Source organism: Iodobacter fluviatilis (assembly GCF_900451195.1).
GTDB classification, from domain to species: Bacteria; Pseudomonadota; Gammaproteobacteria; order Burkholderiales; family Chitinibacteraceae; genus Iodobacter; species Iodobacter fluviatilis.
The window spans coordinates 953,158-976,306 of record NZ_UGHR01000001.1; the positions used below are offsets into that span (position 1 = coordinate 953,158).

Sequence of the window (23,149 nt, forward strand, 5' to 3'; positions counted from 1 at the left end):
TTGTTAAATCCCATGATTCTGCGCCCCTTCTTACTAGCTTGCCTTTTAGCCTCTCAGTTATCGATTGCTGCCGACGATAAGGTCACGCTTAATTTTGTTAATGCTGATATTGAATCAACCATTAAAGCGATTGGTTTAATTTCAGGTAAAAACTTTGTCATCGATCCAAGGGTAAAAGGCACGCTCAATATCGTGTCCAGCCAAGCGGTGAGCAAAGAAATGGTGTTTCCGATTTTATTATCGGCACTGCGCCAGCAAGGTTTTACCGCCGTTGAATCAAGCGGTGTGGTGAAAGTATTGCCAGAAGCCGATGCCAAGCAGCATTACAGCAATACCGGCAATCGCAGCATGAAGCTGGCAGGGGATCGGATGGTGACGCAGGTTTACCCGCTGAAATACGAATCTGCGGTGCAAATGGTGCCGATTCTGCGCCCCTTGATCAGCCCGAATAATACGATTGCCGCCTATCCTAGCGGCAATACGCTGGTGATTACTGATTACGCCGACAATATTCGCCGCCTGAACGAAATTATTGAGCGTATCGATCAGCCTGCCAGCTCGGATATTTTTTCGGTCACACTTAAATACGCATCGGCCATCGATGTGGCACAAAACTTAGGCCGTTTGATGCCAGAAATCATGGTGCAGGGCGTTAATCAAGGTATACCCTTGGCAGAAGGCGTAAAACGCAGCGTGGTGGTGCCGGATTTACGTAGTAATAGCTTATTGGTGCGTAGCGAAAACATCCTGCATGCCCAACAAATTAAAAAGCTGGCGGCAACCATGGATAGCCAGGGCGCAGCAGGTGGCAATATCCATGTGGTGTATTTAAAAAATGCTGAGGCGGCCAAGCTGGCCAATACCTTAAAGGGGATTATGACAGGGCAGGATTCTGGCTCTTCCTCAACGACACCATCCAGCAGCAGCATGACCGCCAGCCCAGCGGGTGGAATGCCAGCCAGTGCACCTGCCGCGCCAACATCGGCCGCGGCAAATGTTCAAATTGGTGGCGTGAATGTAATGATTCAGGCCGACAATATGACCAACTCACTGGTGATTACTGCGCCGGATAATATCTACAACAATCTGCGCTCGGTGATTGATAAGCTGGATGTTCGTCGTGCTCAGGTTTATGTAGAAGCAATGATTGCTGAAGTGAATGTGTCTAAAGCAGGTGCATTTGGTGTGCAATGGTTGCTGGCAGGGGGGAATGAGAATGTTTCGGCGGTGGGGGCAGCGTCGTTAAATGGCTTAGGTTCCCTGCTGAAGGGCATTGCGACTAAAGACCCATCGGTTATCCCAGGCGGTTTAAGTCTTGGTATTTTAAATGGTAATCCGGTGAATGGCCGCACGCCTACACTGGGTGTACTTGCCTCGGCCTTGCAAGATAGTGGCGATGGCAATGTGCTCTCCACGCCTAATTTAATGACGTTGGATAATGAAGAAGCCAAGATTATGGTCGGGCAAAATATCCCGATTATTACGGGGACTCAGGCTTCATCAGGTGCAAATGCTAATCCTTTTGTATCAATTGAGCGCAAAGATGTAGGGATTAAGTTGCGGGTTCGTCCGCAGGTGTCGGAAGGCGGCAGCATTACGCTGACGGTGTATCAGGAAGTCTCAAGCATCGATAAATCGGTCTTAACTGATGGTGCTGGCCTAGCAACAAAAACACGTTCGATTGATTCCAAAGTATTGGTCGACGATGGGCAGATTATTGTGCTGGGTGGGTTGATTGAAGATCGGGTTACGGTCAAACGCAGCCAAGTGCCTTTATTAGGCGACATACCCTATCTGGGGGCTTTTTTCCGCTACGAAGACCGTAAATCAGAGAAAGTAAATCTGATGGTGTTCCTGCGCCCTGTTGTGCTGCGGGATGCTGATGCAACGCGTAATTTATCTTCTGATCGCTATCAGTATCTACGTGCAGAGCAAAATCGCTTCGAGCGCCCATCCAGCATGCTTTTGCCTGAGATGCCTGCGGTCGCCCTGCCCGAAGTGATCGATGCGCGTAAAGCAACGCCACTGGCTCCAACTGAACCGGCTGTTAAACCATGAGCCGTTTAGTACCCTATCATTTTGCCCGTGATCGCGGCGTGGTGGATGCTCATCACGAGGCCGATTCGGTTACGGTATTGTTTCGCAAAGGTGGTGATTTTTCTGCGCTCAACGAATTACGTCGGGTAGCCGCTAGGCCGCTGAATATTTCGGTAGTGGATGCGGCGGAGTTTGAAGCGCAACTGTCCCAATTGTTTGGCCAGGGCAGCGGTGCGGCGATGGTGGTGGATGATCTGGAAGAAAACCTCGATCTTTCACGCTTGGCTCAAGAATTACCCGAAATCGAAGACCTGCTCGAAACCGAAGACGACGCGCCGATTATTCGTCTGATTAACGCTTTGCTCACCGAAGCGCTGCGTGAAAACGCCTCGGATGTGCATATCGAGCCCTTTGAAACGCGCTCGGTGGTGCGGTTTCGGATCGATGGCCGTTTGGCCGACGTGATCGAGCCTAAACGCGCCCTGCATGCCGCGTTGGTGTCGCGGATCAAGGTGATGGCGGGTCTGGATATTGCCGAAAAACGCCTGCCACAAGATGGGCGGATTACCCTAAGAATTGCGGGCCGCCCAGTTGATGTGCGGGTATCAACGCTGCCAACGGGGCACGGCGAGCGGGTGGTGCTGCGTTTACTGGATAAATCAGCAGGGCGCTTAAATCTCGCCAAGCTAGGGATGGCCGCCGATACGCTGGCTACTTTAGAAACGCTGCTTGCTCAGCCGCACGGCATTATTTTAGTGACAGGCCCTACCGGCTCGGGGAAAACCACCACGCTGTATGCTGCGATGAGCGGTATGGATGCCAGCTCCAGCAATATCATGACGGTGGAAGACCCGATTGAGTACGATCTGGATGGCGTGGGGCAAACCCAAGTCAGCACGCGCATTGATATGACTTTTGCCCGTGCACTGCGCGCTATTTTGCGCCAAGACCCGGATGTGGTGATGATCGGTGAGATTCGCGACCTTGAAACCGCGCAAATTGCGGTGCAAGCATCGCTGACGGGGCACTTGGTGTTGGCTACTTTGCACACCAACGATGCGGCCAGCGCGGTTACGCGTTTGGTAGATATGGGCATCGAGCCTTTCCTGCTGGCATCGTCACTATTAGGCGTACTAGCCCAGCGTTTAGCACGTCGCCTTTGCCCGGCTTGCCGTCAGCTGCAAACGCCGGATGCCTTAACTACCGGGCAATTAGGCAGTGACAAACCGGTTTATCGCGCCGTAGGTTGCGCTGAATGCAAACAAAGTGGCTATCGTGGCCGTAGTGGTCTGTATGAATTGCTGGTGATTGATGAAACTATCCGCAGCATGATGCACGAGCGCGCTACCGAGCAGGCCATGAAGCATTACGCCAGCAGCCAAGGCATGCTTAGCCTGCGTCAGTATGGCGTGCGCCGGGTACTGGATGGTGAAACAACACTGGAAGAAGTCTTGCGTGTAACTCGGGATGTATAAGCATTAAAAGGCGCACCATCACTTGTGGTACGCCTTTTAATGATGGCGGGTACTCATAAAAAAACGTTGTATTTTGCAAGGCCGCAAAGCCATTCTGGCCGCGTATTCTCTGCCGCCGGTAATTTATTTCTTAAGCAAAAGTATCGATTTTATTGCGATATTCACTCAATACTTCATTCATTGCATTTGAGCGTTGAATGCTGGCCAAGCCCACATCTGTAGCGGCTTCAGATTTTTTAGAGACTCTGTTGGCAATTTGTTCCAATTGTTGCGTAGTCTGTTGCGAGGTCTGTTTTAGCGCTTGGTTCAGATTTACGACGTAGGATTTAATTGCAGAAATATCCGACATGATCACTCCTCCTTGGGGCATTCTCGAACTAAGATTGTGAATACGGCATGAAATTAGTTTAGCTGATATTCTTTCTTTTTCGATCGCCATCCAACAGGATTTTCTGCATGAAAGCCGGTATGAGTGATCACAATAAACGGGATGCATTGCGTGTGCCCGTTGAGTGTAAAGTTAAAATCCGACCACTTGATTATGGGGCTGCTTATTATGGCGTCTGCACAGATTTAAGCGTAACAGGCTTAACGGTGGTAACCAATTATGTGCCAAGACCGGATGAAAAATTTGATTTGTTTGTGATGCCTCCTCTGGAGGGGGCAGGGCCCAAAGAGCCATTAGCAGTAAGGGTTAAAGTAGTGCGCTGCCACCAGATAGAGCAGGGGGCGATGTATGAGCTGGGCTTGTCCATCTTAAAGGTGATTCGATGAAATTTGCGTTTTTAGCAGTTCTGCTCAGCTCGTTTGCAGTGGCCAGTGAGGTTAGGGTAGATGCGCGTAAAGACGCAGAATTAGTCAAAATTGATGCTGAATTCAGCGTGCCGGTCAGTAAAGAACAAGCCTGGCAAGTAATGGTGGATTTTGAACATATGCCACAGTTTTTGCCGCAATTAATCAGCAGCCATATTCTCAGCCAATCGGGCAATCACCTGCGTGTATCCCAGGTTTTAAGCGTGCCTTTAAGCTTGTTTAGTTATCATTACGAATCGGTGCGTGATATCGATTTAAAACCCCTCAGTGAAATTCGCGCGACATCGGTGGGCGGCAGTGAAGCCTATAAAAGTGTTGCACTACTGAAACCAGCCCCAGGGCAGACCATGATAAGCTATCACGCAGAATGGCAGCCGCAATCCAGCCTGCTTGCTGGCTTTGCCCTTGATACTATGCGTGATCAGATTCGCCAGCAGTTCACCGCGATGCAGCAAGAAATGCTTAAAAGGCATGATCAGCATGCAGCCGCCTCTACCCCACAAACTCATTAAAAAAAACCATCTGAATGAAACTTCTAGCCTTAAAAATTGATGTCGACACCTATCGCGGCACCCGCGAAGGCGTGCCCCGCCTAGTAGAATTACTCCAGCGCTTGGGCGCAGATGCCACCTTCTTATTTAGCCTAGGGCCAGATCACACCGGCCGCGCCATTAAACGCGTGTTTCGCCCTGGCTTTATGAAAAAAGTATCCCGTACCTCGGTGGTAGAACACTACGGCATTCAAACACTGCTCTACGGCACGCTCTTGCCTGGCCCGGATATTGGCCGCCGCTGCGCTGATATTCTGAAGAGTGTGGCAGCTGCTGGTTTTGAAGTCGGCATTCACACATGGGATCACATCAAATGGCAAGACTATGTGGCAGGCGAATCCGCCGCATGGACGCGCGAGCAAATTGATTTAGCCGCAACGCGCTTTGCCGAAGTCTTTGGCACACCCGCTAAAACCCACGGCGCAGCAGGCTGGCAAATGAATCCGGAAGCCTACCGCCATCAGCAGCGCATGGCTTTAACTTACGCATCAGATACGCGCGGCACCCATCCATTCTGGCCCGTGGTAAAGGGCGAGCCTGTGCGCTGTGTGCAGCTGCCCACCACGCTGCCTACCTTGGATGAGCTGATCGGCGTGGGTGATTTAAGCCCAGATAATGTGCACGAACACCTGCTTAAGCTCACCGCCGTCGAGCCAGAATTCGGCCACGTCTACACCCTACACGCCGAGCTGGAAGGCATGAAATTACTGCCGACATTCGAGCGCCTACTGCAAGGCTGGCTGGAGCAAGGCTATAAACTGGTCTCCACTCTCGAGCTATTTAACGCGCTCGATACCGCCAGCCTGCCTTATCACAGCGTAGAAATTGGCGAGCTTGAAGGCAGAAGCGGCACGCTTGCCCTGCAAGGGCCACGGTTTCCTGCGTAGTTTTCTACCAGGTTATCCTAGTGTTTAATTTCCGCTTGCGCTGGAGTGCACTCCAGCTTTTATGCTGATGTCCATGGTGACCTTATCCATTTCTGAAGTCGCAATACGCAGTGGTTTATCGGTGGATACGCTGCGTTATTACGAGAAAATCGGCTTGATCGATGCGGTGCCGCGGGCTTTAAATGGCCAGCGTCGTTATCGGGAAGAAGACTTACGCTGGATCGATTTTTTGCTGCGTTTACGTGCTACCGGCATGGGCATTGCTGATATGCAACGCTACGCCCGCTTACGGCGGGAGGGGCAAACGCTTGCAAGTGTGGTGCCAAGGCGTGAGATGCTGGAAACGCACGCCGCTGCGCTGGCTTTGCAAATTGCCAGCTTGCAGGAAAACCTCTCGCTATTACACAGCAAAATCGCTACTTATCAGCAAATGGAAGCGTCACTCTCTTCAGGGCCGCACTAAAAACAGTTTTCCCCAGCCGTGCTTGCTGGGGACGGATTGTTTCTGGATGCGCTCTTCACTCAGGGAGCATGGCATGCATCATTTATCAGGTTGGAAAAAGCTTAAAGAAGTAGACGATCAGGCAGGCGAGCGGGTAATTAATGGCCTGCGTGACATTGCCCCCGATCTGGGCCGCTATATTATTGAATTTGGTTTTGGTGAAATTTATTCTCGGCCTGGGCTTTCTCTTGCTCAAAGAGAGCTGGCAACGGTGGCCATGTTGTCCGCCATGGGCAATGCTGCACCGCAATTAAAAGTGCATTTAGAAGCCGCCTTAAATGTGGGGCTAAGCCAGACCGAAATCATTGAAGTGCTGATCCAGACTGCCGTTTACGCAGGCTTCCCCGCCGCGCTCAATGCCGTGTTTGCAGCAAAAGAAATCTTTGCCCAATACCATGCGCCAAGCCGCCCACTGGCTCCGCTCGCTGTGGCTAAGGCCTTTATGGCTGACTTTATCGCGGGTCAGCCGCCTTTAGATTATTTAAGTGAGGCCGTAAGCTGGCATATTCCGGGGGACCGCCAAATTGTGCCATGGGCCGGGCTTTGGCAGGGGCGCGCCGAAGTTGAGCAATGCTTAAAGCAGATTGCAGCCGCCGGGCAAGCCACGCAATTTGTGATTGATCGTTGGTACGACGGTGAAAACGAAGCCCTAGCTCGCGGGCATTTTGCATGGCAATACCGTAACGGCCATGTTTATCAGGGCGCATTTATGATGCGTTTTGTGGTGAGGGACGGCGAAATTCAAAGCTATGAGATGTTTGAAGATAGCTTTGCTATTGCAAAGGCTTGGCAGGCTTAGGGAAAGCCGCTCCAATCCTATCAATTCAGGGGGAATTTGTAGGTTGGGTTAGCAAGTTTTATCGCGTAACCCAACATTCTTTTGCCCCTAAACTTTGGGTTACGCTGGTTTATCCGCACCAATAGGCGAATAAACCAGCTAACCCAAGCGATAAAAGCATCGTGCCTTTGCGGGTTTTGCTTAAGTTGATAGGATTATGCTTGGCTCCCTCAAAAAGGGGGAAGCGGTATCAGCCAAGCACTTAGTTTTTAGATTCTGTCTGCTGATCCAATTGGCTTAATATTTGATAAGCCGCCGTCACCCGTGGTGGAATTGGATAGTTTTTATTAGCTAGAATCACAATGCCAATTTTTTGGGCGGGAATAAAAGCCGCATAGGCAGCAAAACCATTGGTAGAGCCAGTTTTATTGATCCATACATTTGCTTGTGGCGCTAAAGGCGGGGTGATTTTATTGGCTGTATTGGCTTTATACGCCATCGCATCTTTATTTCCCTCTAATAGAGTACTTAATTTTAATGGATAAGCATATTGCTCCCAGATTAAGTCTTGTGTGAGTGCTCCAGATTTAAAATAGGCGCTGTGAGTATTGATCAGCGCCTGTTGTACTTTAGAGTCTATTTTACCCATTTGCATATTGGCATTTACAAATTGAATCATATCCGCCGGGCTGGATTTTACGCCATAGGCTTCTGAGGATAAAACACCGGGATTAACTCTAACGGGCGCGTCTTTTTTATTATAGCCCTGAGCGTAATTTTTCATTTGTGCGGCGGGTACATTGATATAGCTATGGGCCATTCCCAGCTCAGGAAATAATTTCTTTTCAATAGCATCTTCAAAAGAAGTATTCATGCTTTTAGCGGTAATGACGCCAAGCAGGCCAATACTGGGGTTGGAATAAACGCGGTATGTGCCTGCCGCATATTCAGGCTGCCAGTTTTTAAAATAGGCCATTAATTGATCATTATTTTTAATCTCGTCAGGTACTTGCAGCGGTAAGCCCCCGGCGGTATGCGTCGCAAGATTAAGCAGGCTGACTTTATCAAAGGCACTACCGCGTAAATCAGCTAAATGCTGGCTGACGCTATCGCTAAAAGAAAGCTGGCCATTGATTTGGGCAGCCGATGCTAGCGTGGCGGTAAAGGTTTTACTAATCGAGCCAATTTCAAACAATGTATCTTGGCTAACTGCTTGCTTACTTTCTTTTGAGGCTACACCATAATTAAAAAAATAATTTTTGCCATCCACACTCACTGCAACTGCTATGCCGGGAATATTGAATTCTTTTTGTATGGGGGTGATTGCGGTGCTAACTATTTTTTGAATATAGGCTTGATCTATATTTTCTGTCGCATGGCTTAAAGGACTGATGCATCCCAGTAATGCCATTATTTTTATTAAAAATACTTTTTTCTTGCACATGAATAATTACCTTCGGGTGTGATGATCGTCGCATATTAAGGGTTTATATAGCGATATCTTATTCAGATCGAGTATGCCTGCTTAAACAAGCTGCATATAGTAATAAAGGCTGCGCAATTTGGTAAATATACTCATCTGTAACGTATGTAACCTAGCTATCGCTTATATAATCTGATCATCTCAATGTCATGATGTGATTCCATGCAAAGTCTTCACGGTAAAGTGGTGCTTATTACGGGAGGAACAACCGGTATAGGCTTGGCGGCGGCAAAAGCTTTTTTGAAAAATGGCGCCAAGGTGGTGGTGGCCGCGCGTAATAGTGAACAAGGGGCGGCGGCAGCGTCAGAGCTTAGCGCATTGGGTGATGCCGTTTTTCATGCTTGTGATGTGATAGATCCTTTGTCTGTTGCCGCTTTGGTCAGTTTTACTATTGGGCACTATGGTCAGTTGGATGCGGCAGTTAATAGTGCGGCATGCGATACGCGCCCAGGCCCGACTCATGAAGTATCTTTTGAGGATGCAAGCAAGACGCTGTCGACGGATGTTTCAGGCGTTTTTAACTGCATGAAGTATCAGATTGAAGCGATGCTGCAGTCGGGGGGCGGCACGATTGTGAATGTGTCATCGGTGAATGGCTTATCTGGTGCGCCGACGGCGGCCATGTATAGCGCAGCCAAGCACGCGGTGATTGGGCTGACCCGTTCCACGGCTAAGGAGTATATAGGGCGAGGCATCAGGATTAACGCCGTTTGCCCCGGCGCAACAGAAACACCTCGCCGCACGCGCAGAACGGCCCATCTGACAGAGGATCAGTTACTTGAACATCAGGCGCAGCTGGCCCAGGCGATTCCTATTGGCAGGCTTGCCCAAGCGGATGAAATTGCCCATGCCATTCTCTGGCTAAGCTCCGCTGCATCATCGTATGTGGTTGGGCATAGCCTTGTGGTGGATGGGGGCTTGCACGCTTGAGGATGAGTACTGAATTGCATTCATCTGCGTTTGTCTCTTGATCGTCTGCTAATGATTGTTTGCTTCTCAGGTTTAGCAGTTGCGTTATGCTGAAGGCTGGCTTTTCTAATTGCAGTACGTGCTTTCTCTTAGTCGTAGATTTACAACAAATTACAGAAAGGCTGACTCTTTAAATCCTTACATCGGCATAATCCAGTGGATAAGCAATTAATAATAAACACGGGAGAATGTAATGAAGGGGCAAGCTGGCATGACTTTACGCACCAGACTGGTGTGGGTGGCTGGAATTACTTTGCTGGCTTTTATTTTGTTAGGTGGTTTGTTGTTGTCTCATTTTAAAGATGAAATGCTGAGCAGCCGTAAAGATAAAGTGAGAAATTTGGCCGAGGCAGCGCAAACAATTGTGGCTCATTTTGAGCAGCAGAGCCGCGATGGAAAAATGGATCAGCCCGCAGCTCAGGCTGCGGCTTTGCAGGCTTTAAGAGCAATTCGTTATGATAAAAAAGAGTATTTTTGGGTGAATGATCTTAGCCCGAAAATGCTGATGCACCCTATGAAACCAGAGCTGGAAGGCAAGGATTTATCGCAGCTGAAAGATCCAAATGGCAAAGCGTTGTTTTTGGAAATGGTGCAGGTGGTTAAAAATGCTGGTGCGGGCTTTGTCAGCTATCAGTGGAGTAAGCCTGGCAGTACCGAGCCGGTGGATAAGATTTCTTATGTGCAGGGTTTCAGCCCTTGGGGCTGGGTGATTGGGACAGGCATTTATATCGACGATGTGGAGGCTAAGTTTCGCAGCGCCTTGTGGGTGATTTTACCCCTTGGTTTATTGATGATGGGCATGGTGGGCGCGTCACTTCTGCTGCTGGGGCGCTCATTATTTAAGCTGCTTGGCGGTGAACCGCACGAGGCGGTGGCGCTGGCCAGAAGTGTGGCAAGGGGCCATTTGGATCAGGTAGTGACCTGTAAAGCAGGGGATAAAGACAGCCTGATGGCTAGTTTGCGGGATATGCAGCAAACCTTACGCACCATGATTGCAGAGGTAATCAGCGGTGCAGGGCAAATGAGTGTGGCAGCCAGCGGCCTGAGCCAGAGTGCGGCCGAAGTCGCCCGGCGCTCGAATGAGCAAAGTGGATCGGCATCGTCGATTGCCGCAGCGGTAGAAGAGATGTCGGTGTCGATTGATCATGTGACTGCCAATACCAGTGATGCCCGTGGCTTGGCCGAAAACGCCAGAGAGATGTCTGGGCGTGGGGCGGTGGTGATTCATCGGGCAACATCCGAAGTGCATAAAATTGCTGAGCTGGTTAAAGGCTCGGCAGTTAGCATTGAAGAATTAGGCCGCCAGTCTGACAAGATCACCTCGATTGTGGGCACGATTAAAGATATTGCCGACCAGACAAATCTGCTGGCGCTGAATGCCGCAATTGAGGCGGCAAGGGCGGGTGAGCAGGGCCGTGGTTTTGCGGTGGTGGCCGATGAAGTACGCAAGCTGGCCGAGCGCACCAGCCAGTCAACCGTTGAGATTGCCGCCATGGTTGGGCAGATTCAAACCGGCACCCGCGAAGCCATTGTGCAAATGGAAAATGGCGTGCAGCAGGCAAATGCCAGTGTGTTGTTGGCCAATGAAGCGGGCACTGCTATTGAAGATATACGTCTTGGGGCAGAGCAGGTGCGCAGCGTGGTAGACAATATCAGCAGCGCCATCCGTGAGCAGAGCATGGCCACTACAGAAATCGCTAAAGCGGTGGAGCAAATTGCCCAAAGAGCAGAGGCTGAAGCACTGGAAACTCAGCTCAGTGCCCGCTCTGCACAAGATTTACAAAATTTATCGACTCATCTGCATCAGTCGGTGCAGCGGTTTAAGCTATAGATCTTGAGTATTTTTGATGCAAAAAAGGGGAGGCCGCTGGCTTCCCCTTTCGTTTTATGCCGCTAAATTCACAATCAATTGCCTAGCGCATTCATTTAAATCACCCGATGGATCAATCAGCAGTGGCCTTGCATCGGCGAGCCTGAGGTAATTGCTCTGGCTGCTGCGTTTGTAGGCAGGGTCGTAGTGTTTGCTGATCAGCTCGCTGAATAACTCGGCTTTTTGGCCCGCATCGATCAGCTCATTCCAGTGGGCCAGCACCACTTTGCCGTGCGTTTCAACCAAGCGGGCCAGCTTGGTTTTAAAGTTGGCGGGGTAATCAAATAGGCTGGCGTAGTCGTCAGATAAAAAACGGATACGGTCTTCAAAGCGGGCTTGCACCAGGATGCAATCGGCCGCGCGAATCGCCAGCATCAGGCTGGCGGGCAGCTGGATTTGGCCTACGCGTTTACTTTCGGCTTCCACAAATACCGGCCGAGTAGGGTCAAACTGAGCCAGATGGCGGATCAGCAGGCTGTCGAAGCTTTTTTGAGAGGGCTGGCTGGTAGCAGGAAAGCTGCCAAGGACAGATCCGCGATGCTTGGCGAGGCCTTCCAGATCCAGCGTTTGCGCGCCGTTTTGGGCTAGTGCATGCAGCAAACGGGTTTTGCCGCAGCCGGTGTGCCCTGCCAGCACAATAAAGCGTGAGGCCGCAGGCAGCGTTTCTAAAAGCTGCAATACCTGGCCGCGATAAGCTTTATATCCGCCCTCTAATTGCCGAGCTTTCCAGCCGATAAGATTAAACCAGGTGGCCATCGATCCGGAGCGTTTGCCACCACGCCAGCAGTAAATCAGCGGCCTCCAGTTTTGTGGTTTGTCTTTAAATGTGCTTGCTAGGTGAACCCCAATATTTTTGGCAACGAGGCCCGCGCCCAGCTTTGTGGCGGCAAAGGGGTCTTGTTTATAGAGTGTGCCAACAATCACGCGCTCTTCATTGCTGAGTACAGGGGCATTGATTGCACCGGGGATATGATCATCCGCAAATTCAAGCGGGGTGCGTACATCGATTATTTCTTCAAAGGCGGGAAGGTCGACCAAGCTTACCAATAAATTTTTCACGTTATTTCACTTTAGGCTCGCGATTAGTTGAATTGTCCCACGCCCGTGCCAGAGCCGTGGATAAATCCGCGCTTACTGCAGCTATCCCGCGCTCGTCAAAGTAAGGGCAGGCTGCTAAGGTAGGCCATAAATATTTGTTCAGGAGTATTTAATGAGCACAAAGTTAACGTCTTTATCGCATGGCGGCGGCTGCGGCTGCAAAATCGCCCCGGCCGTTTTATCAGAAATGCTGTCAAAACTACCCGCAGCGGCCATCTTCCCCAAGCTTTTAGTGGGCACTGAAACCTCGGACGATGCCGCTGTATATTGGCTCAACGACGAGCAGGCGCTAGTGGCCACCACTGATTTCTTTATGCCGATTGTGGATGATGCCTTTGATTTTGGCCGTATCGCCGCCACCAATGCGATTTCTGATATTTACGCCATGGGCGGCACGCCGATTATGGCTTTGGCGATTGTCGGCATGCCAGTCAATCTGTTGCCGATCGAAGATATCCAGCAAATCCTAGCCGGTGGTGCTGCGGTTTGTGCTGCAGCGGGTATTCCGATTGCAGGCGGGCATTCGATCGACGCACCCGAGCCTATCTATGGCCTAGTGGCAATGGGCTTGGTGCATCCTAAGCAGCTTAAAAAAAATAGCGATGCCAAAGCAGGCGATGTGCTGATCTTAGGCAAGCCGCTGGGTATCGGCATCTTAGGTACGGCCATGAAAAAAGGCCTGCTGGATGATGCTGGCTATCAGCAGCTGATTGATACCACCACCCAGCTCAATATGGTCGGCAGTGATTTGGCTAAATTGGCCGGCGTGCATGCCCTGACCGATGTAACCGGTTTTGGCCTACTTGGCCACCTGTTAGAAGTTTGCCGAGGCGCCAAGCTGACGGCGAATGTGCTTGCCAATGATTTACCGCTGCTTTCTGCCGCCGTTGGCTTTGCCCAGCAAGGCATAGGCCCCGGTGCGATAGAGCGTAATTTGGCTAGCTTTGGGCAGGACGTAGATTTTGCCGAGCAGGTGCCGGATTGGCAGCAGCGCATCATGGCCGACGCGCAAACCTCCGGCGGCTTGCTGGTGGCCTGCTCTGCTGAAACCGTGGATGAAGTCATGGCGCTATTTAAGGCACAAGGTTTTGCACAGGCAGCGGTGATTGGGCAGCTTGCTGAGGGTGAGGCGAGGGTGCTGGTGGCTTAGGTTTCAATTATTTGAACAAAACCCAAATCTTGAACCGCAGAGAGCACAGAGGACACGGAGAAAACCAAGAGAATAATCAGTTTTTTTTATGGGTATCTATTTTTAGCTTCCCTCTCTTTAGTGGAAAGGGGTTAGGGGCTATGTGCTAACCAAATGGTTTTTTTATTAGCGAACAGCGAAAAAACATAACAACCACGCTCTTTACATAGGGCTTTTTATAGTCCCCTTGAAACACGCCGGAGCGAGGAACAAGCGGGGCGGGGTTTCGGCCAGGGAGCGAGGCAGCGAGCCAATCCCGCCCGCCGCCGACCCGATTGTCCGCAGCGCAGGGGCCTTCGTGTTTCGTGGGGTCGCCTTCTTTGGCTTCGTTTCTTGGCGAAGCAAGAAAGGAAGGCCCCGCGGTGGCTAACCGCACCTAAATCAACGTGCCGAAGGCACTAAAAAGGCCTTTTTGACTTTGCTTAGCGCACATGGGGGCAGGGCGCGAGGGTTAGTTGGCGCTTGTAAGTAGCGTATTCCATCCGTGTAATCAAGCATCTTTAAATGGTTGTTTTACATGCCCTTTTCATGACAGCTTCACGCATAATAAGGGCAGTTAATCAACGGGGGAGGATGGCTATGACTGCATTGCAGCGCATCGTAATTGTAGGAGGAGGGGCTGGTGGTTTAGAGCTGGCGGTTAAATTGGGTGAAAAGCTGGGCCGTAAAGGAAAAGCGCATATCACCTTGATCGATGCAGCACGCACTCATATCTGGAAGCCGCTCTTGCATCAGGTGGCGGCAGGTACTTTAGATAGCCATGCCGACGAGCTGGAATATATCGCGCTGGCCCGCTGGCACCATTTTGATTTTCGCTTAGGTCGTATGACAGGGCTGGATAGAGAAACTAAGCAAGTGGTGCTGGCCCCTACGCTAGATGAGGAAGACGGTAGCGAGCTAGTGCCTGAGCAAACCATTGCTTATGATGCTTTGGTGATGGCGCTGGGCAGCCAGACCAATGATTTTGGCACGCCGGGTGTGGCAAACCACGCCATTATGCTCGATACCCCAGAGGCCGCAGAGCGCTTTAATAAACGTTTTATTAATAGCTGTTTACGTGCGCAAGCAAGGCGTAAACAGGCGGGTGAAGGGCGTTTTACCGTGACCATTATTGGTGGCGGCGCAACTGGGGTCGAGCTATCTGCCGAGCTGCATATGGCGACGCGCATTATGAGTAGCTTTGGCTTTGCCAATATCCACCCTGAGCGCGATTTAAAAATTGTGATCGTGGATGCTGCACCCAGATTATTGTCGGCTCTGCCAGAGCGTTTATCAGATGCCGTGGCACTTGAGCTGCGCAAAATGGCGGTGGAAATTCATGCCAATGAGCGGGTGGTCGATGTGTCTGCCGCAGGGGTAAAAATGGCTTCGGGTAAGTTTATCCCTAGCGATCTGGTCGTGTGGGCTGCGGGGATTAAAGCGGCAGATTTCCTTAAAGAGATCGCCGGGTTGGAGAGCAATCGCCTGAATCAGCTGGTCGTCAGCCGCACATTACAAACTTCGCGTGACCCAAGTATTTTTGCTCTGGGTGATTGTGCGGCCTGCCCGCTTGGCGATGCAGGAGCCACGGTGCCGCCGCGTGCTCAATCCGCGCATCAGCAGGCGATGTTGCTGGCGAAAAGTATTCCTTTGTATTTGGCGGGTAAGCCTTTGCCAGAGTTTAAATATCAGGATTACGGCTCGCTGGTTTCCCTGGGGGAATACAGCACCGTGGGCAGCTTAATGGGCGGCATCGCCCGGGGCAGCGTATTTATTGAGGGCCAGTTTGCCAAAATGATGTACTGGTCACTTTATAAAAAGCATCAGGTTGCGGTGAATGGCTGGTTTAAAACTTGGCTGGCCACATGGGGCGAATACATTGATCGTGTGAGCAAGCCAAGAATTAAGCTGCATTAAGTATAAATGTAGGTTGCGGTTAGCTTATTTACATTGCTGTTGTTAGCTATGTAAATAAGCTAACCCAACACTCGAAAGAACGTTGGGTTACGCGATAAATCGCTGCGTGAGATCAACCGCACACGCAGACCGATAACCCAACTTACACGTGCTGATCTCTGTGTCTACAGATCTTTTTCAGAGCTGGCGCACAGACGATCTATTTGCCAAGCCCCGCCCGACTGACCAGAATACGTCTTTTGCTTGCAGTTACCCGCCATGAAATCCATCCGTCACCAAGCCTTGCTCGCGCTGCAAATGGCCAGTCACCAGGAAAAAATCGCCCTTGTGCGTGCTATTGAAGATCAGCACCCTCTTGCTTGTGATGAACACATTATCAGTACTGAACAAACGCCGGGCTTGAGCGATCGCCCGCCTTTAGTGCCGCCTATGGATGTGCCGCGTCGTAAAATCAGTACGCCAGAAGGGCATGCTGCTTTGATCCATGCGCTGGCGCATATTGAATTTAATGCTATTAATCTGGCGCTCGATATTTTGTGGCGCTTTGCCGGACAGCCCGAAGACTTTTACCGAGACTGGCTGAAAGTAGCCCGCGAAGAGGCTTATCATTTTGAGCTGTTGCAAAACCATCTGTTAACGCTGGGCTATGCCTATGGCGATTTTACGGCGCATAACGGTTTATGGGATATGGCAGAAAGAACGCGTGATGATTTGCTGGCAAGGCTTGCGCTGGTGCCGCGAACGCTTGAGGCGCGTGGTCTGGATGTGACGCCGCAAATTCGTGACCGGCTCAGGCATTGTGGCGATAAAGCAGGCGCAGCAATCCTGGATATTATTTTACGGGATGAAGTGGGCCATGTGGCCATTGGCAATCGCTGGTACAGGGCGCTGTGTGAAGAGCGGGGTTTAGACACGATCGTGGCTTATGAGCAGTTGGCCTTGCAATATCAAGCAGCCAAACAGCGTGGGCCATTTAATTTAGACGCTCGCAGGGCTGCCGGTTTTAGTGAGGCCGAGTTGTCGGCGTTACAGTCCGCGGATTAATGTTTGGGTTTTGCGCTGACAGGGGCGGGCGGTGGTGGAGGCGGCTCAGGCTTGCTGCGCCGTAGTTTGGGGATGAGTTTTTTAAGATCAAAAGCCCCGGTTGCCACTATACCCAAGCCACCTGCAATGACTAATACATACCACAAGATTAGCGTGCTGCCCGTAGGCTGCATCAGCGTGCTGGCATAGAGCATTAATTCGGCGGCTGCAGCTGCAGCCAGTAAAAGCAGTAAGCTGGATAAAAACCAGGCCAGCAGCCGCAGTTTTGCAAAGCGGGGTGTGAGCGTCAGCAGAAAATACCCGCCAATACTAAAGACAGGAAACAAGAGCCAAAGCCCTATTCCCGGCGTGATTTCAAGAATGCCGAGGGGGGCGATCAGTAAGAGGCAAGCCGCAAGCAGGCCAAATACAATCAGCAAACTGCCAAATAATAGTAATGCCATTGGGCTATACCCCATTCCAGATAGCTGCTATTCGTCTTTATAGACCAAGCATCCGGCGCTCATATTTTTCATCCAAAAAAATATGGGCGGTTAAAACTCTGTTTTAATGAGTATTAATCGCCCTTATTGATATCAGATGATTTACTTCACAATCACATTACTAAAATCCTGGCGGCTGAATGGATTGATTTTATAGCCGCTGATATTGGGTTTAGTCAGCACAGCGGCAATGGGATGCGCTAATGGAATCCACAATGCCTGATCATGAATTATTTTTTGCGCTGTTTCATAAAGCCTTGCTCTTGCCGCTTGATCGGCTATTTTTTTGCCATTGCTAATGAGCTTATCCAGTTGCGGGTCGCAATAGCGGGCAAAGTTCAGCCCTGATTCCAACGATGAGCAGGCAAATTGCGGTGTTAAGAAATTATCCGGGTCACCATTATCGCCACTCCAGCCCATAAATAAGAGATCGTGCTCGCCGGCCTTGGCGCGTTTAATTAACTCGCCCCATTCAATCACTTTTAGCTCGGCTTTTACACCAATTTTGGCCAAATCAGCCTGCAGTAATTCCCCGCCAGCCCTTGGATTTGGATTAAGCGTGCTACCCGCCGGGCGTATCCAGATGGTGGTGGAAAAGCCATTGGGAAACCCTGCTTCCGCCAGCAATTGCTTTGCTTTAGCGGGGTCATATTTATAATCCTCTAAGTTGATATAGCTCCAAGTATTGGGCGGATAAGGGCCATCTGCTGCGGTGGCTGTACCGTCAAAAACCTGCTTCAGATAAGCTTTTTTATCAAAGGCATAATTAAGTGCCTGGCGCACTTTTATATTATCAAAAGGCTTGTGCTGGCTGTTAAAAGCAATAAAGGCGGTAGAAAATGCAGGGGTTTCTATCACTTGTATGCTTTTATCCTGCCTTGCCGCCAATACATCCTGTGGCTTGGGTGAAAGCGCAATCTGGCATTCACCTGCTTTTAATTTTTGCACCCGCACACTGGCATCAGGGGTGATGGCATAAATCAATTTATCGATTTTAGGTTTATTGCCAAAGTATTGTGCAGAAACATCAAAGCGAATGGTGCTGTCTTTTTGATAGCTTTTTAATACAAAAGGCCCTGTGCCGATTGGTTTAGTATTTAAATCACCGGTTTTGCCTGCTGCCAGTAATTGATGGGCATATTCGGCAGAGTAAATCGAGGCAAAGCCCATGGTGAGTAAGGCAGAGAAAGTGGCTTCGGGTGCGTTTAATTCAAAGCGCACCGTTTGCGCATCCATTTTTTTAACGGCCTTGATATGTTTGGGCAATTGAAAAGTTTGCGCGTGCGGATAGCCATTTGCGGCACTCTTATGCCATGGGTGATTGCTGTCCAGCATGCGGTTAAAGGTAAATACTACATCGTCGGCATTCAGCGGGCGTGTAGGTTTAAAGTAATCGGTGCTATGAAAGGAGACATTCTTTTTTAAGGTAAAGGTATAGCTCAGGCCATCTGGGCTGATTTCCCATTTCTCAGCAAGGCTGGGCACCAGCTTACCGGTGGCGGCATCATAATCAATCAGGCGATTAAACAAGACGTCAGCTGATGCGTTGGTCGTGGTCAGTGAATTATATTGCACAACATCAAAGCCATCCGGGCTGGCTTCGGTGCATACCGTGAGCGGCTTGGCTTCTGCGGTAACAGCCCAGAGTAAAACAAAAAGCGATGAAATCAAACGCATGGCAGATTCTCGATGTGTTGCGATTCTTAGATAATACCGTGCTATCTATGGTTTAAAAATAGCTTTTTTTGCATATCGTTAGTTAAAAAAAGCTTTTTTGACTCTAACCAATTATTTCGACTCACAATCAATAAACTTACTGCGCATGTTTTTTAGCACAGCTCCTTTATGGCCAAACCAAAAGAGCTATCTTCGTTCTTTTTGATAAAATCCCGCCCGCCACGCAAATTCACAGAAAGTTCTGTGCTGCCCTGATCATCAAATAAAAAGGTTCGAATCGGGGATACTGTTTTTTTACTGCAATTAATTTGTAAATCGGCCTCAATGCGGGTGATATGGCCATTTTCCGTTTGCTTAGGCTCGGATAAATCATTTCGGATACGGGTGGTGATAATGTCACCTTTACGAATTTGGGTATCAAGTACAGAAATCAGATTGCCATTGGGTGTATTGCCTAATTCCTGCCACTGGCTGGCAAAGCATGGATGAGCAAGGCTCAGCAGCAGGCTTAGCAGGGTAAAACGTCTCATAATTTGTGCCATGTCAGTGTGAACCGGCTAATCATAAAAGAATGGCAGGATGGCTGCGTGCGGCAAAGTACCTGAGGGGAAAAAGACCACCCGGTACTTTGAGCAAACATTTAGTTTGCTTAGCATTTTTTGTTTTTTTAATGTTCTGTCATAAATTGGTTTTTTGCTTGCATGAGTCATTGCTTATATTTGAATATATAAATTCAGACGGAATTAAATGAATTGCTGGCTATGATATTTCAATGCTAGTAATTGATTTTATATTTATATGTAACTTTATAAATATATAAGCGTAATCTCCTGGAGGGGCCATGAATACTTTTAAATCTTTTGCACTAGCCAGCATATTTGTATTATCTGCACCTGTGAGCGCTCAGCTGATTGATTTTGATACGCTGGGGCCAGATAGTGTCGCGATTACAAATGGCTATGCGGGCTTTAACTGGTCTAATTTTGCTTCTTTAGCCGGGGCGTATATTCCGGGCTCTGGCTTTGAGGCCGCTGTGGTTTCCGGCCCCAATATTGCTTACAACGAGGGTGGCTCTGCGGCTTCTTTTTCCGGTGATACAGCATTTACGCTGCTTGATCTTTATGTCACTAAAGGTTATGAAGCTGGCATTACGCGTTTTCAGGGCTATGTGGGCGATACGCTGACTTTTACTCAGGATGTTTTTTCAAGCACAACGGCTCCTACGCATGCGGTGTTTAACTGGGCGGGTTTAAGCAAGATTGTGCTTACTTCCGAAACGGGCGTTGCATATTCTGCCATTGATAATATTCATATTGCTGCAGTACCAGAGCCGGAAATCTATGCCCTGATGGGGATGGGCGTGCTGGGATTACTGGCCGCCAGAAGACGTAAAGCAGATAAATGAAAAATGGCCGGTTTAAAACCGGCCATTTTTTTTAGCGCTGAATTCGAATTAAACGTGGGTTTAAACCATCAGACAGCGATAGTTCAAATTGCCCCCCAGCAGGAATGCCTGCCAGATCAATCGCTATTTTTCCGCCTTGCACCTGATGAGCAAGCAGCTGACGGGATAGCCCAAGGTGCATCACGCTCAAATACGGGTAGCGCTTGTTATCCCAGTTCATCACTAATTTACCTGATATTTCCTGCCACTGTACTTTTGCTCCGCTTGGGTTTCCGGCCACTGCACCAGCCCGTGTCTGGCTTTGCTGGCTGCCGATTTTCTTGCCTTTATGCCAGACCTCTATGCCTGTTAAAGCGCCTGTTTGGGGGATGCTGACAAAAAAGTGCATGACAGCGCCTTTGGCATCGGCGACTTCAACCGGGTTAAAGCGCTGAACAATCGCCTTGCCATTGCTTTGCATTAAATGCAGCTCGTAATCGCCCTGAGTAACCGCTTTGGTATTGCCGCTGCGAAGGTTGATCGGATCAAAGCTCACGCCTGTTGCGCTGATGCTGCCAGAAATATCCATCAGATTCATGGGGAGAGAATATCCCGCTGCCATGGGTGCAAGCGCGTAGTTATGCTGCTCCAGGAATTCCTGAACCTTTGCATAATTGAAGTCAGAGAACCAGCTGCCATTGCAATAGCCCATGATGTCTGAATTACTATTTTCATCCAGTGTGAGCAGGCGATTGCTGATTGGATCAAACGGTAGTGTGTCGCCAATTTTGCCACCCGCATAAGGGAAGCTGCGGTCCGGGTTGCCTACGCCACCGCAAGGTGCGTGGGGTCTGCTCAGATTGTGCCCAAGCTCATGGCCCATGGTGGTTAAATCTTCATCGTAATTTGCATCAAGGCCAATGGCCGTGGTGTTTGCATTGCTTGAGCTGGTTGGATTGACATAACCAAGCCCTGCAATGCCGCCGCTAAATTTGGGGTCTGGCACAAGGCCATAATAGTGACGGCCACTGCCTTCTTTGATACGCAATTGGCTGAGCTCTGAAAGAGCACGGTTCCAGCCTGGCGAGCCTGTGTTGGCTTCATCAATGCTTTTCATTTCTGTGGTGGAGCTCACGGTGGTCAGCGTATAAGGGCTGCGAAAGCTGATTTTGAGCGAGCTGCCCGCAAGCGGGAACAATCTGCTCAGCATTTGCCGCACAGAGGCCTCATCAGGCGCTTTGGCGCTGATGCGGTTGCCCTTGCCATCGTTATTAATTTGTAAGGGCACCAGTACCAGATCCATATTAGTGGCTAGGCCAACGGCCGGGCTGATGCTTTTGCTGGAGCCATTGCTTACTTTTTGATCAGGATCGACGTCTACCCGAAGGTTCAGCCCCTGTTTGATCCATTTTTCAGGCAGTTTTACATTAAAACTTTGATCAAGCTGATTGCGGGCAACAGATGAAGGAACAACCGCTGGCCCGATCATTTCTAATGGCTGGCCTTGAGAAACGCCATTCAGTGTGGCACTCAGGAAAACACGCGGGCTGCTCAGCTTATTGGCGCTGGTGGTAAGGCTGGCACGAACAATCGTTGTTTTGCCTGGCACCAGTCGCTGGTAGGTTTCTCCCACTAATTGTGAGTAGTTTTGTACTACGGCTACGCTTTCTAAATTAATGGTTGGCTTCACCGGAGGCACTACGGTTGGCGGAAGAACAACTAATTTAAAGTTGCCGGCAGATACCGTTTGCGTGCCCGATTTTAATAGCACTTCTCCATTGCCATTTGCAGGGATTTGCACCAGCAGCTGTGTGGGCGTTTTGCTGATGATTTTAGCGCTGATGCCTGCCACGCTCACACTCGTAACGGTGTCTAAGCCTTGGCCTGAAAGTGTAATTTGGCTGTCCGCCTGGCCGCTTAATGGGCTCATGGCACTGACGCTGACTAAGGGCGTAACCTCAAAGCGGGTATTACTTTGTAAACTGCGTTTCCCCCACTGCAGTGTGATCGGGCCGCTCTGTGCATTGTCAGGAACGCTTACGCTAAGCTGGCCTTCGCTTCGGCTGCGAATAACCGCTGTTTGCTTATTGGCAAATATAACTTGTTCAATTTGCTCAATCCCCTGGCCTTGCAGACTGATGGTTTGTCCGGGTAAGCCCGCGGCCGGTAGCAAAGCAGGCTGGGCAACGGTTTGCCAGATTTGAATGGCTTGTGCCAGAGTGATCATGTCGCCGTTTTTGTCTTCAAGGCTGATAAAACCTGAGCGGGCGCTTGCAGGGATGCTAACGATATATTGATTATTAGTCTGGCTGACCTTAGGCAGAATCACGCCGCCCAGACGAATACTTTTTACCTGATTTAATTGCTTGCCACTCAGCACCAGCGTATCGCCGGTATTCAGTTCTGTGCTTGAAAGCGTGTCCACCCCAGGACCTGCTATGGTGATTTTTTGGGCAGACTGAACCACTGCGCCCTCTTTTTGCAGCGTGACTACGCCTGATTGGGCTTCAGAAGTAATGGTGGCTTCAATTTGCTGGTCGGAAATCACTTTAAATGGCAGCTCTGCCTGATCAATTAATACTTTTTTGACCTGAGCTAGGCCAAGCCCTCTGATCATAATCGTGACACCTTCGCCCGCTTCAAGGGGGCTGATGGTATCGATACTAAAAGGTGATGCAGGGGGCAGTACGGGGATGACAGGGGGGGGAGTAGTGCCGACCAGCCCCGTAGAATTGCCCGGTGTGCCGGGATTGACCGGCGCATCATTGCCGCCCCCTCCACCGCCACATGCGCTGATTGTCAGCACAAGGCTTACGCTGAAAAGTGACCGGATAGTTTGTTTGGGGGCGAGTTTTGCAATGCTTGAAAACACAGAGAATCCTGAGGCGTATTTAAAATGGGCTCAGTCGATCAGGGATGATTTCGTATGCCGAATGAGTGGCCTGGATTCTATGCAAATCAAACAATTGTTTATGTAACACGTACTACGTAAGTATTTCCTAATATATTGGATT

The 23,149-nt window shown here is 49.9% G+C and carries 20 protein-coding genes; 13 read left to right on the forward strand and 7 right to left on the reverse strand.

Going from position 1 to position 23,149, the window contains the following annotated elements; translation table 11 throughout:
- The first annotated feature begins 12 nt into the window (after positions 1-12).
- Complete coding sequence (gene gspD / locus DYD62_RS04240) at positions 13-2,058, forward strand: type II secretion system secretin GspD (RefSeq protein ID WP_115226210.1); 2,046 nt, start codon at positions 13-15, stop codon at positions 2,056-2,058.
- Positions 2,055-3,512, forward strand: a complete 1,458-nt coding sequence (gene gspE / locus DYD62_RS04245; RefSeq protein WP_115226211.1) for a type II secretion system ATPase GspE — start codon at positions 2,055-2,057, stop codon at positions 3,510-3,512. Before gspD ends, gspE begins: the two co-directional genes overlap by 4 nt.
- A gap of 130 nt (positions 3,513-3,642) precedes the next feature.
- On the opposite strand, the gene DYD62_RS04250 is transcribed toward gspE, so the two are convergent.
- Positions 3,643-3,861 carry a hypothetical protein gene (locus DYD62_RS04250; protein WP_115226212.1) on the reverse strand — a complete coding sequence of 73 codons (219 nt, stop codon included), beginning with the start codon at positions 3,859-3,861 and terminating at the stop codon, positions 3,643-3,645.
- A gap of 107 nt (positions 3,862-3,968) precedes the next feature.
- Here DYD62_RS04250 and DYD62_RS04255 point away from each other — a divergent pair, with 107 nt between their 5' ends.
- The 5 genes from DYD62_RS04255 (at position 3,969) to DYD62_RS04275 (ending at position 7,064) form a co-directional block, all read left to right on the forward strand.
- The gene (locus tag DYD62_RS04255) at positions 3,969-4,286 is read left to right on the forward strand and encodes a PilZ domain-containing protein (RefSeq protein WP_115226213.1); all 318 of its coding nucleotides are present in this window, start codon (positions 3,969-3,971) and stop codon (positions 4,284-4,286) included.
- On the forward strand, positions 4,283-4,837 hold the full coding sequence (locus DYD62_RS04260) for an SRPBCC family protein (RefSeq protein WP_115226214.1): 555 nt from the start codon (positions 4,283-4,285) through the stop codon (positions 4,835-4,837). Before DYD62_RS04255 ends, DYD62_RS04260 begins: the two co-directional genes overlap by 4 nt.
- Before the next feature lie 14 nt (positions 4,838-4,851).
- Complete coding sequence (locus tag DYD62_RS04265) at positions 4,852-5,763, forward strand: polysaccharide deacetylase family protein (protein WP_115226215.1); 912 nt, start codon at positions 4,852-4,854, stop codon at positions 5,761-5,763.
- A 73-nt stretch (positions 5,764-5,836) separates the two neighbouring features.
- Positions 5,837-6,226, forward strand: a complete 390-nt coding sequence (locus DYD62_RS04270) for a MerR family transcriptional regulator (RefSeq protein WP_115228197.1) — start codon at positions 5,837-5,839, stop codon at positions 6,224-6,226.
- A gap of 73 nt (positions 6,227-6,299) precedes the next feature.
- Positions 6,300-7,064 carry a carboxymuconolactone decarboxylase family protein gene (locus tag DYD62_RS04275; protein ID WP_207916749.1) on the forward strand — a complete coding sequence of 255 codons (765 nt, stop codon included), beginning with the start codon at positions 6,300-6,302 and terminating at the stop codon, positions 7,062-7,064.
- A 241-nt stretch (positions 7,065-7,305) separates the two neighbouring features.
- Here the strand turns inward: DYD62_RS04275 and ampC are convergent, their stop codons facing one another.
- Complete coding sequence (gene ampC, locus DYD62_RS04280) at positions 7,306-8,487, reverse strand: class C beta-lactamase (protein ID WP_115226217.1); 1,182 nt, start codon at positions 8,485-8,487, stop codon at positions 7,306-7,308.
- Between the two features lie 201 nt (positions 8,488-8,688).
- On the opposite strand from ampC, the gene DYD62_RS04285 reads away from it, so the two are divergent.
- On the forward strand, positions 8,689-9,456 hold the full coding sequence (locus DYD62_RS04285; protein WP_115226218.1) for an SDR family NAD(P)-dependent oxidoreductase: 768 nt from the start codon (positions 8,689-8,691) through the stop codon (positions 9,454-9,456).
- A 232-nt stretch (positions 9,457-9,688) separates the two neighbouring features.
- Positions 9,689-11,326, forward strand: a complete 1,638-nt coding sequence (locus DYD62_RS04290; protein WP_115226219.1) for a methyl-accepting chemotaxis protein — start codon at positions 9,689-9,691, stop codon at positions 11,324-11,326.
- 54 nt (positions 11,327-11,380) lie between these two features.
- Here DYD62_RS04290 and mnmH read toward each other — a convergent pair whose 3' ends face one another.
- Entirely contained in the window at positions 11,381-12,424 is a 1,044-nt protein-coding gene (mnmH, locus tag DYD62_RS04295; protein WP_115226220.1) for a tRNA 2-selenouridine(34) synthase MnmH, read from the reverse strand.
- Between the two features lie 151 nt (positions 12,425-12,575).
- Here mnmH and selD point away from each other — a divergent pair, with 151 nt between their 5' ends.
- The 3 genes from selD (at position 12,576) to DYD62_RS04310 (ending at position 16,592) form a co-directional block, all read left to right on the forward strand.
- A complete protein-coding gene (gene selD, locus DYD62_RS04300) occupies positions 12,576-13,613 on the forward strand; it encodes a selenide, water dikinase SelD (protein WP_115226221.1) in 1,038 nt (345 codons plus the stop codon).
- Between the two features lie 618 nt (positions 13,614-14,231).
- A complete protein-coding gene (locus DYD62_RS04305) occupies positions 14,232-15,548 on the forward strand; it encodes an NAD(P)/FAD-dependent oxidoreductase (RefSeq protein WP_115226222.1) in 1,317 nt (438 codons plus the stop codon).
- Between the two features lie 258 nt (positions 15,549-15,806).
- Positions 15,807-16,592: a ferritin-like domain-containing protein gene (locus DYD62_RS04310; RefSeq protein WP_115226223.1), complete on the forward strand. Its 786-nt coding sequence runs from the start codon at positions 15,807-15,809 to the stop codon at positions 16,590-16,592.
- On the opposite strand, the gene DYD62_RS04315 is transcribed toward DYD62_RS04310, so the two are convergent.
- The 3 genes from DYD62_RS04315 to DYD62_RS04325 all read right to left on the reverse strand — a co-directional run bounded on the left by DYD62_RS04315 (position 16,589) and on the right by DYD62_RS04325 (position 19,281).
- Entirely contained in the window at positions 16,589-17,035 is a 447-nt protein-coding gene (locus DYD62_RS04315) for a hypothetical protein (RefSeq protein ID WP_115226224.1), read from the reverse strand. The genes DYD62_RS04310 and DYD62_RS04315 overlap by 4 nt on opposite strands.
- Before the next feature lie 141 nt (positions 17,036-17,176).
- The gene (locus DYD62_RS04320; protein ID WP_115226225.1) at positions 17,177-18,751 is read right to left on the reverse strand and encodes an ABC transporter substrate-binding protein; all 1,575 of its coding nucleotides are present in this window, start codon (positions 18,749-18,751) and stop codon (positions 17,177-17,179) included.
- Between the two features lie 152 nt (positions 18,752-18,903).
- Complete coding sequence (locus DYD62_RS04325; protein ID WP_115226226.1) at positions 18,904-19,281, reverse strand: hypothetical protein; 378 nt, start codon at positions 19,279-19,281, stop codon at positions 18,904-18,906.
- Between the two features lie 311 nt (positions 19,282-19,592).
- On the opposite strand from DYD62_RS04325, the gene DYD62_RS04330 reads away from it, so the two are divergent.
- Positions 19,593-20,156 (forward strand): PEP-CTERM sorting domain-containing protein, encoded by a 564-nt coding sequence (locus tag DYD62_RS04330; protein ID WP_115226227.1) that lies wholly within the window; start codon positions 19,593-19,595, stop codon positions 20,154-20,156.
- A 31-nt stretch (positions 20,157-20,187) separates the two neighbouring features.
- On the opposite strand, the gene DYD62_RS04335 is transcribed toward DYD62_RS04330, so the two are convergent.
- Entirely contained in the window at positions 20,188-23,007 is a 2,820-nt protein-coding gene (locus tag DYD62_RS04335; protein WP_115226228.1) for an IPT/TIG domain-containing protein, read from the reverse strand.
- Positions 23,008-23,149: the final 142 nt, after the last annotated feature.

What these genes read in the sequence shown, in the direction of transcription:
- gspD (WP_115226210.1), top strand. Translation starts at nt 13, where the DNA reads ATGATTCTGCGCCCCTTCTTACTAGCTTGCCTTTTAGCCTCTCAGTTA.
- gspE (WP_115226211.1), top strand. Translation starts at nt 2,055, where the DNA reads ATGAGCCGTTTAGTACCCTATCATTTTGCCCGTGATCGCGGCGTGGTG.
- DYD62_RS04250 (WP_115226212.1), bottom strand. Translation starts at nt 3,861, where the DNA reads ATGTCGGATATTTCTGCAATTAAATCCTACGTCGTAAATCTGAACCAA.
- DYD62_RS04255 (WP_115226213.1), top strand. Translation starts at nt 3,969, where the DNA reads ATGAAAGCCGGTATGAGTGATCACAATAAACGGGATGCATTGCGTGTG.
- DYD62_RS04260 (WP_115226214.1), top strand. Translation starts at nt 4,283, where the DNA reads ATGAAATTTGCGTTTTTAGCAGTTCTGCTCAGCTCGTTTGCAGTGGCC.
- DYD62_RS04265 (WP_115226215.1), top strand. Translation starts at nt 4,852, where the DNA reads ATGAAACTTCTAGCCTTAAAAATTGATGTCGACACCTATCGCGGCACC.
- DYD62_RS04270 (WP_115228197.1), top strand. Translation starts at nt 5,837, where the DNA reads ATGGTGACCTTATCCATTTCTGAAGTCGCAATACGCAGTGGTTTATCG.
- DYD62_RS04275 (WP_207916749.1), top strand. Translation starts at nt 6,300, where the DNA reads ATGCATCATTTATCAGGTTGGAAAAAGCTTAAAGAAGTAGACGATCAG.
- ampC (WP_115226217.1), bottom strand. Translation starts at nt 8,487, where the DNA reads ATGTGCAAGAAAAAAGTATTTTTAATAAAAATAATGGCATTACTGGGA.
- DYD62_RS04285 (WP_115226218.1), top strand. Translation starts at nt 8,689, where the DNA reads ATGCAAAGTCTTCACGGTAAAGTGGTGCTTATTACGGGAGGAACAACC.
- DYD62_RS04290 (WP_115226219.1), top strand. Translation starts at nt 9,689, where the DNA reads ATGAAGGGGCAAGCTGGCATGACTTTACGCACCAGACTGGTGTGGGTG.
- selD (WP_115226221.1), top strand. Translation starts at nt 12,576, where the DNA reads ATGAGCACAAAGTTAACGTCTTTATCGCATGGCGGCGGCTGCGGCTGC.
- DYD62_RS04305 (WP_115226222.1), top strand. Translation starts at nt 14,232, where the DNA reads ATGACTGCATTGCAGCGCATCGTAATTGTAGGAGGAGGGGCTGGTGGT.
- DYD62_RS04310 (WP_115226223.1), top strand. Translation starts at nt 15,807, where the DNA reads ATGAAATCCATCCGTCACCAAGCCTTGCTCGCGCTGCAAATGGCCAGT.
- DYD62_RS04315 (WP_115226224.1), bottom strand. Translation starts at nt 17,035, where the DNA reads ATGGCATTACTATTATTTGGCAGTTTGCTGATTGTATTTGGCCTGCTT.
- DYD62_RS04320 (WP_115226225.1), bottom strand. Translation starts at nt 18,751, where the DNA reads ATGCGTTTGATTTCATCGCTTTTTGTTTTACTCTGGGCTGTTACCGCA.
- DYD62_RS04325 (WP_115226226.1), bottom strand. Translation starts at nt 19,281, where the DNA reads ATGAGACGTTTTACCCTGCTAAGCCTGCTGCTGAGCCTTGCTCATCCA.
- DYD62_RS04330 (WP_115226227.1), top strand. Translation starts at nt 19,593, where the DNA reads ATGAATACTTTTAAATCTTTTGCACTAGCCAGCATATTTGTATTATCT.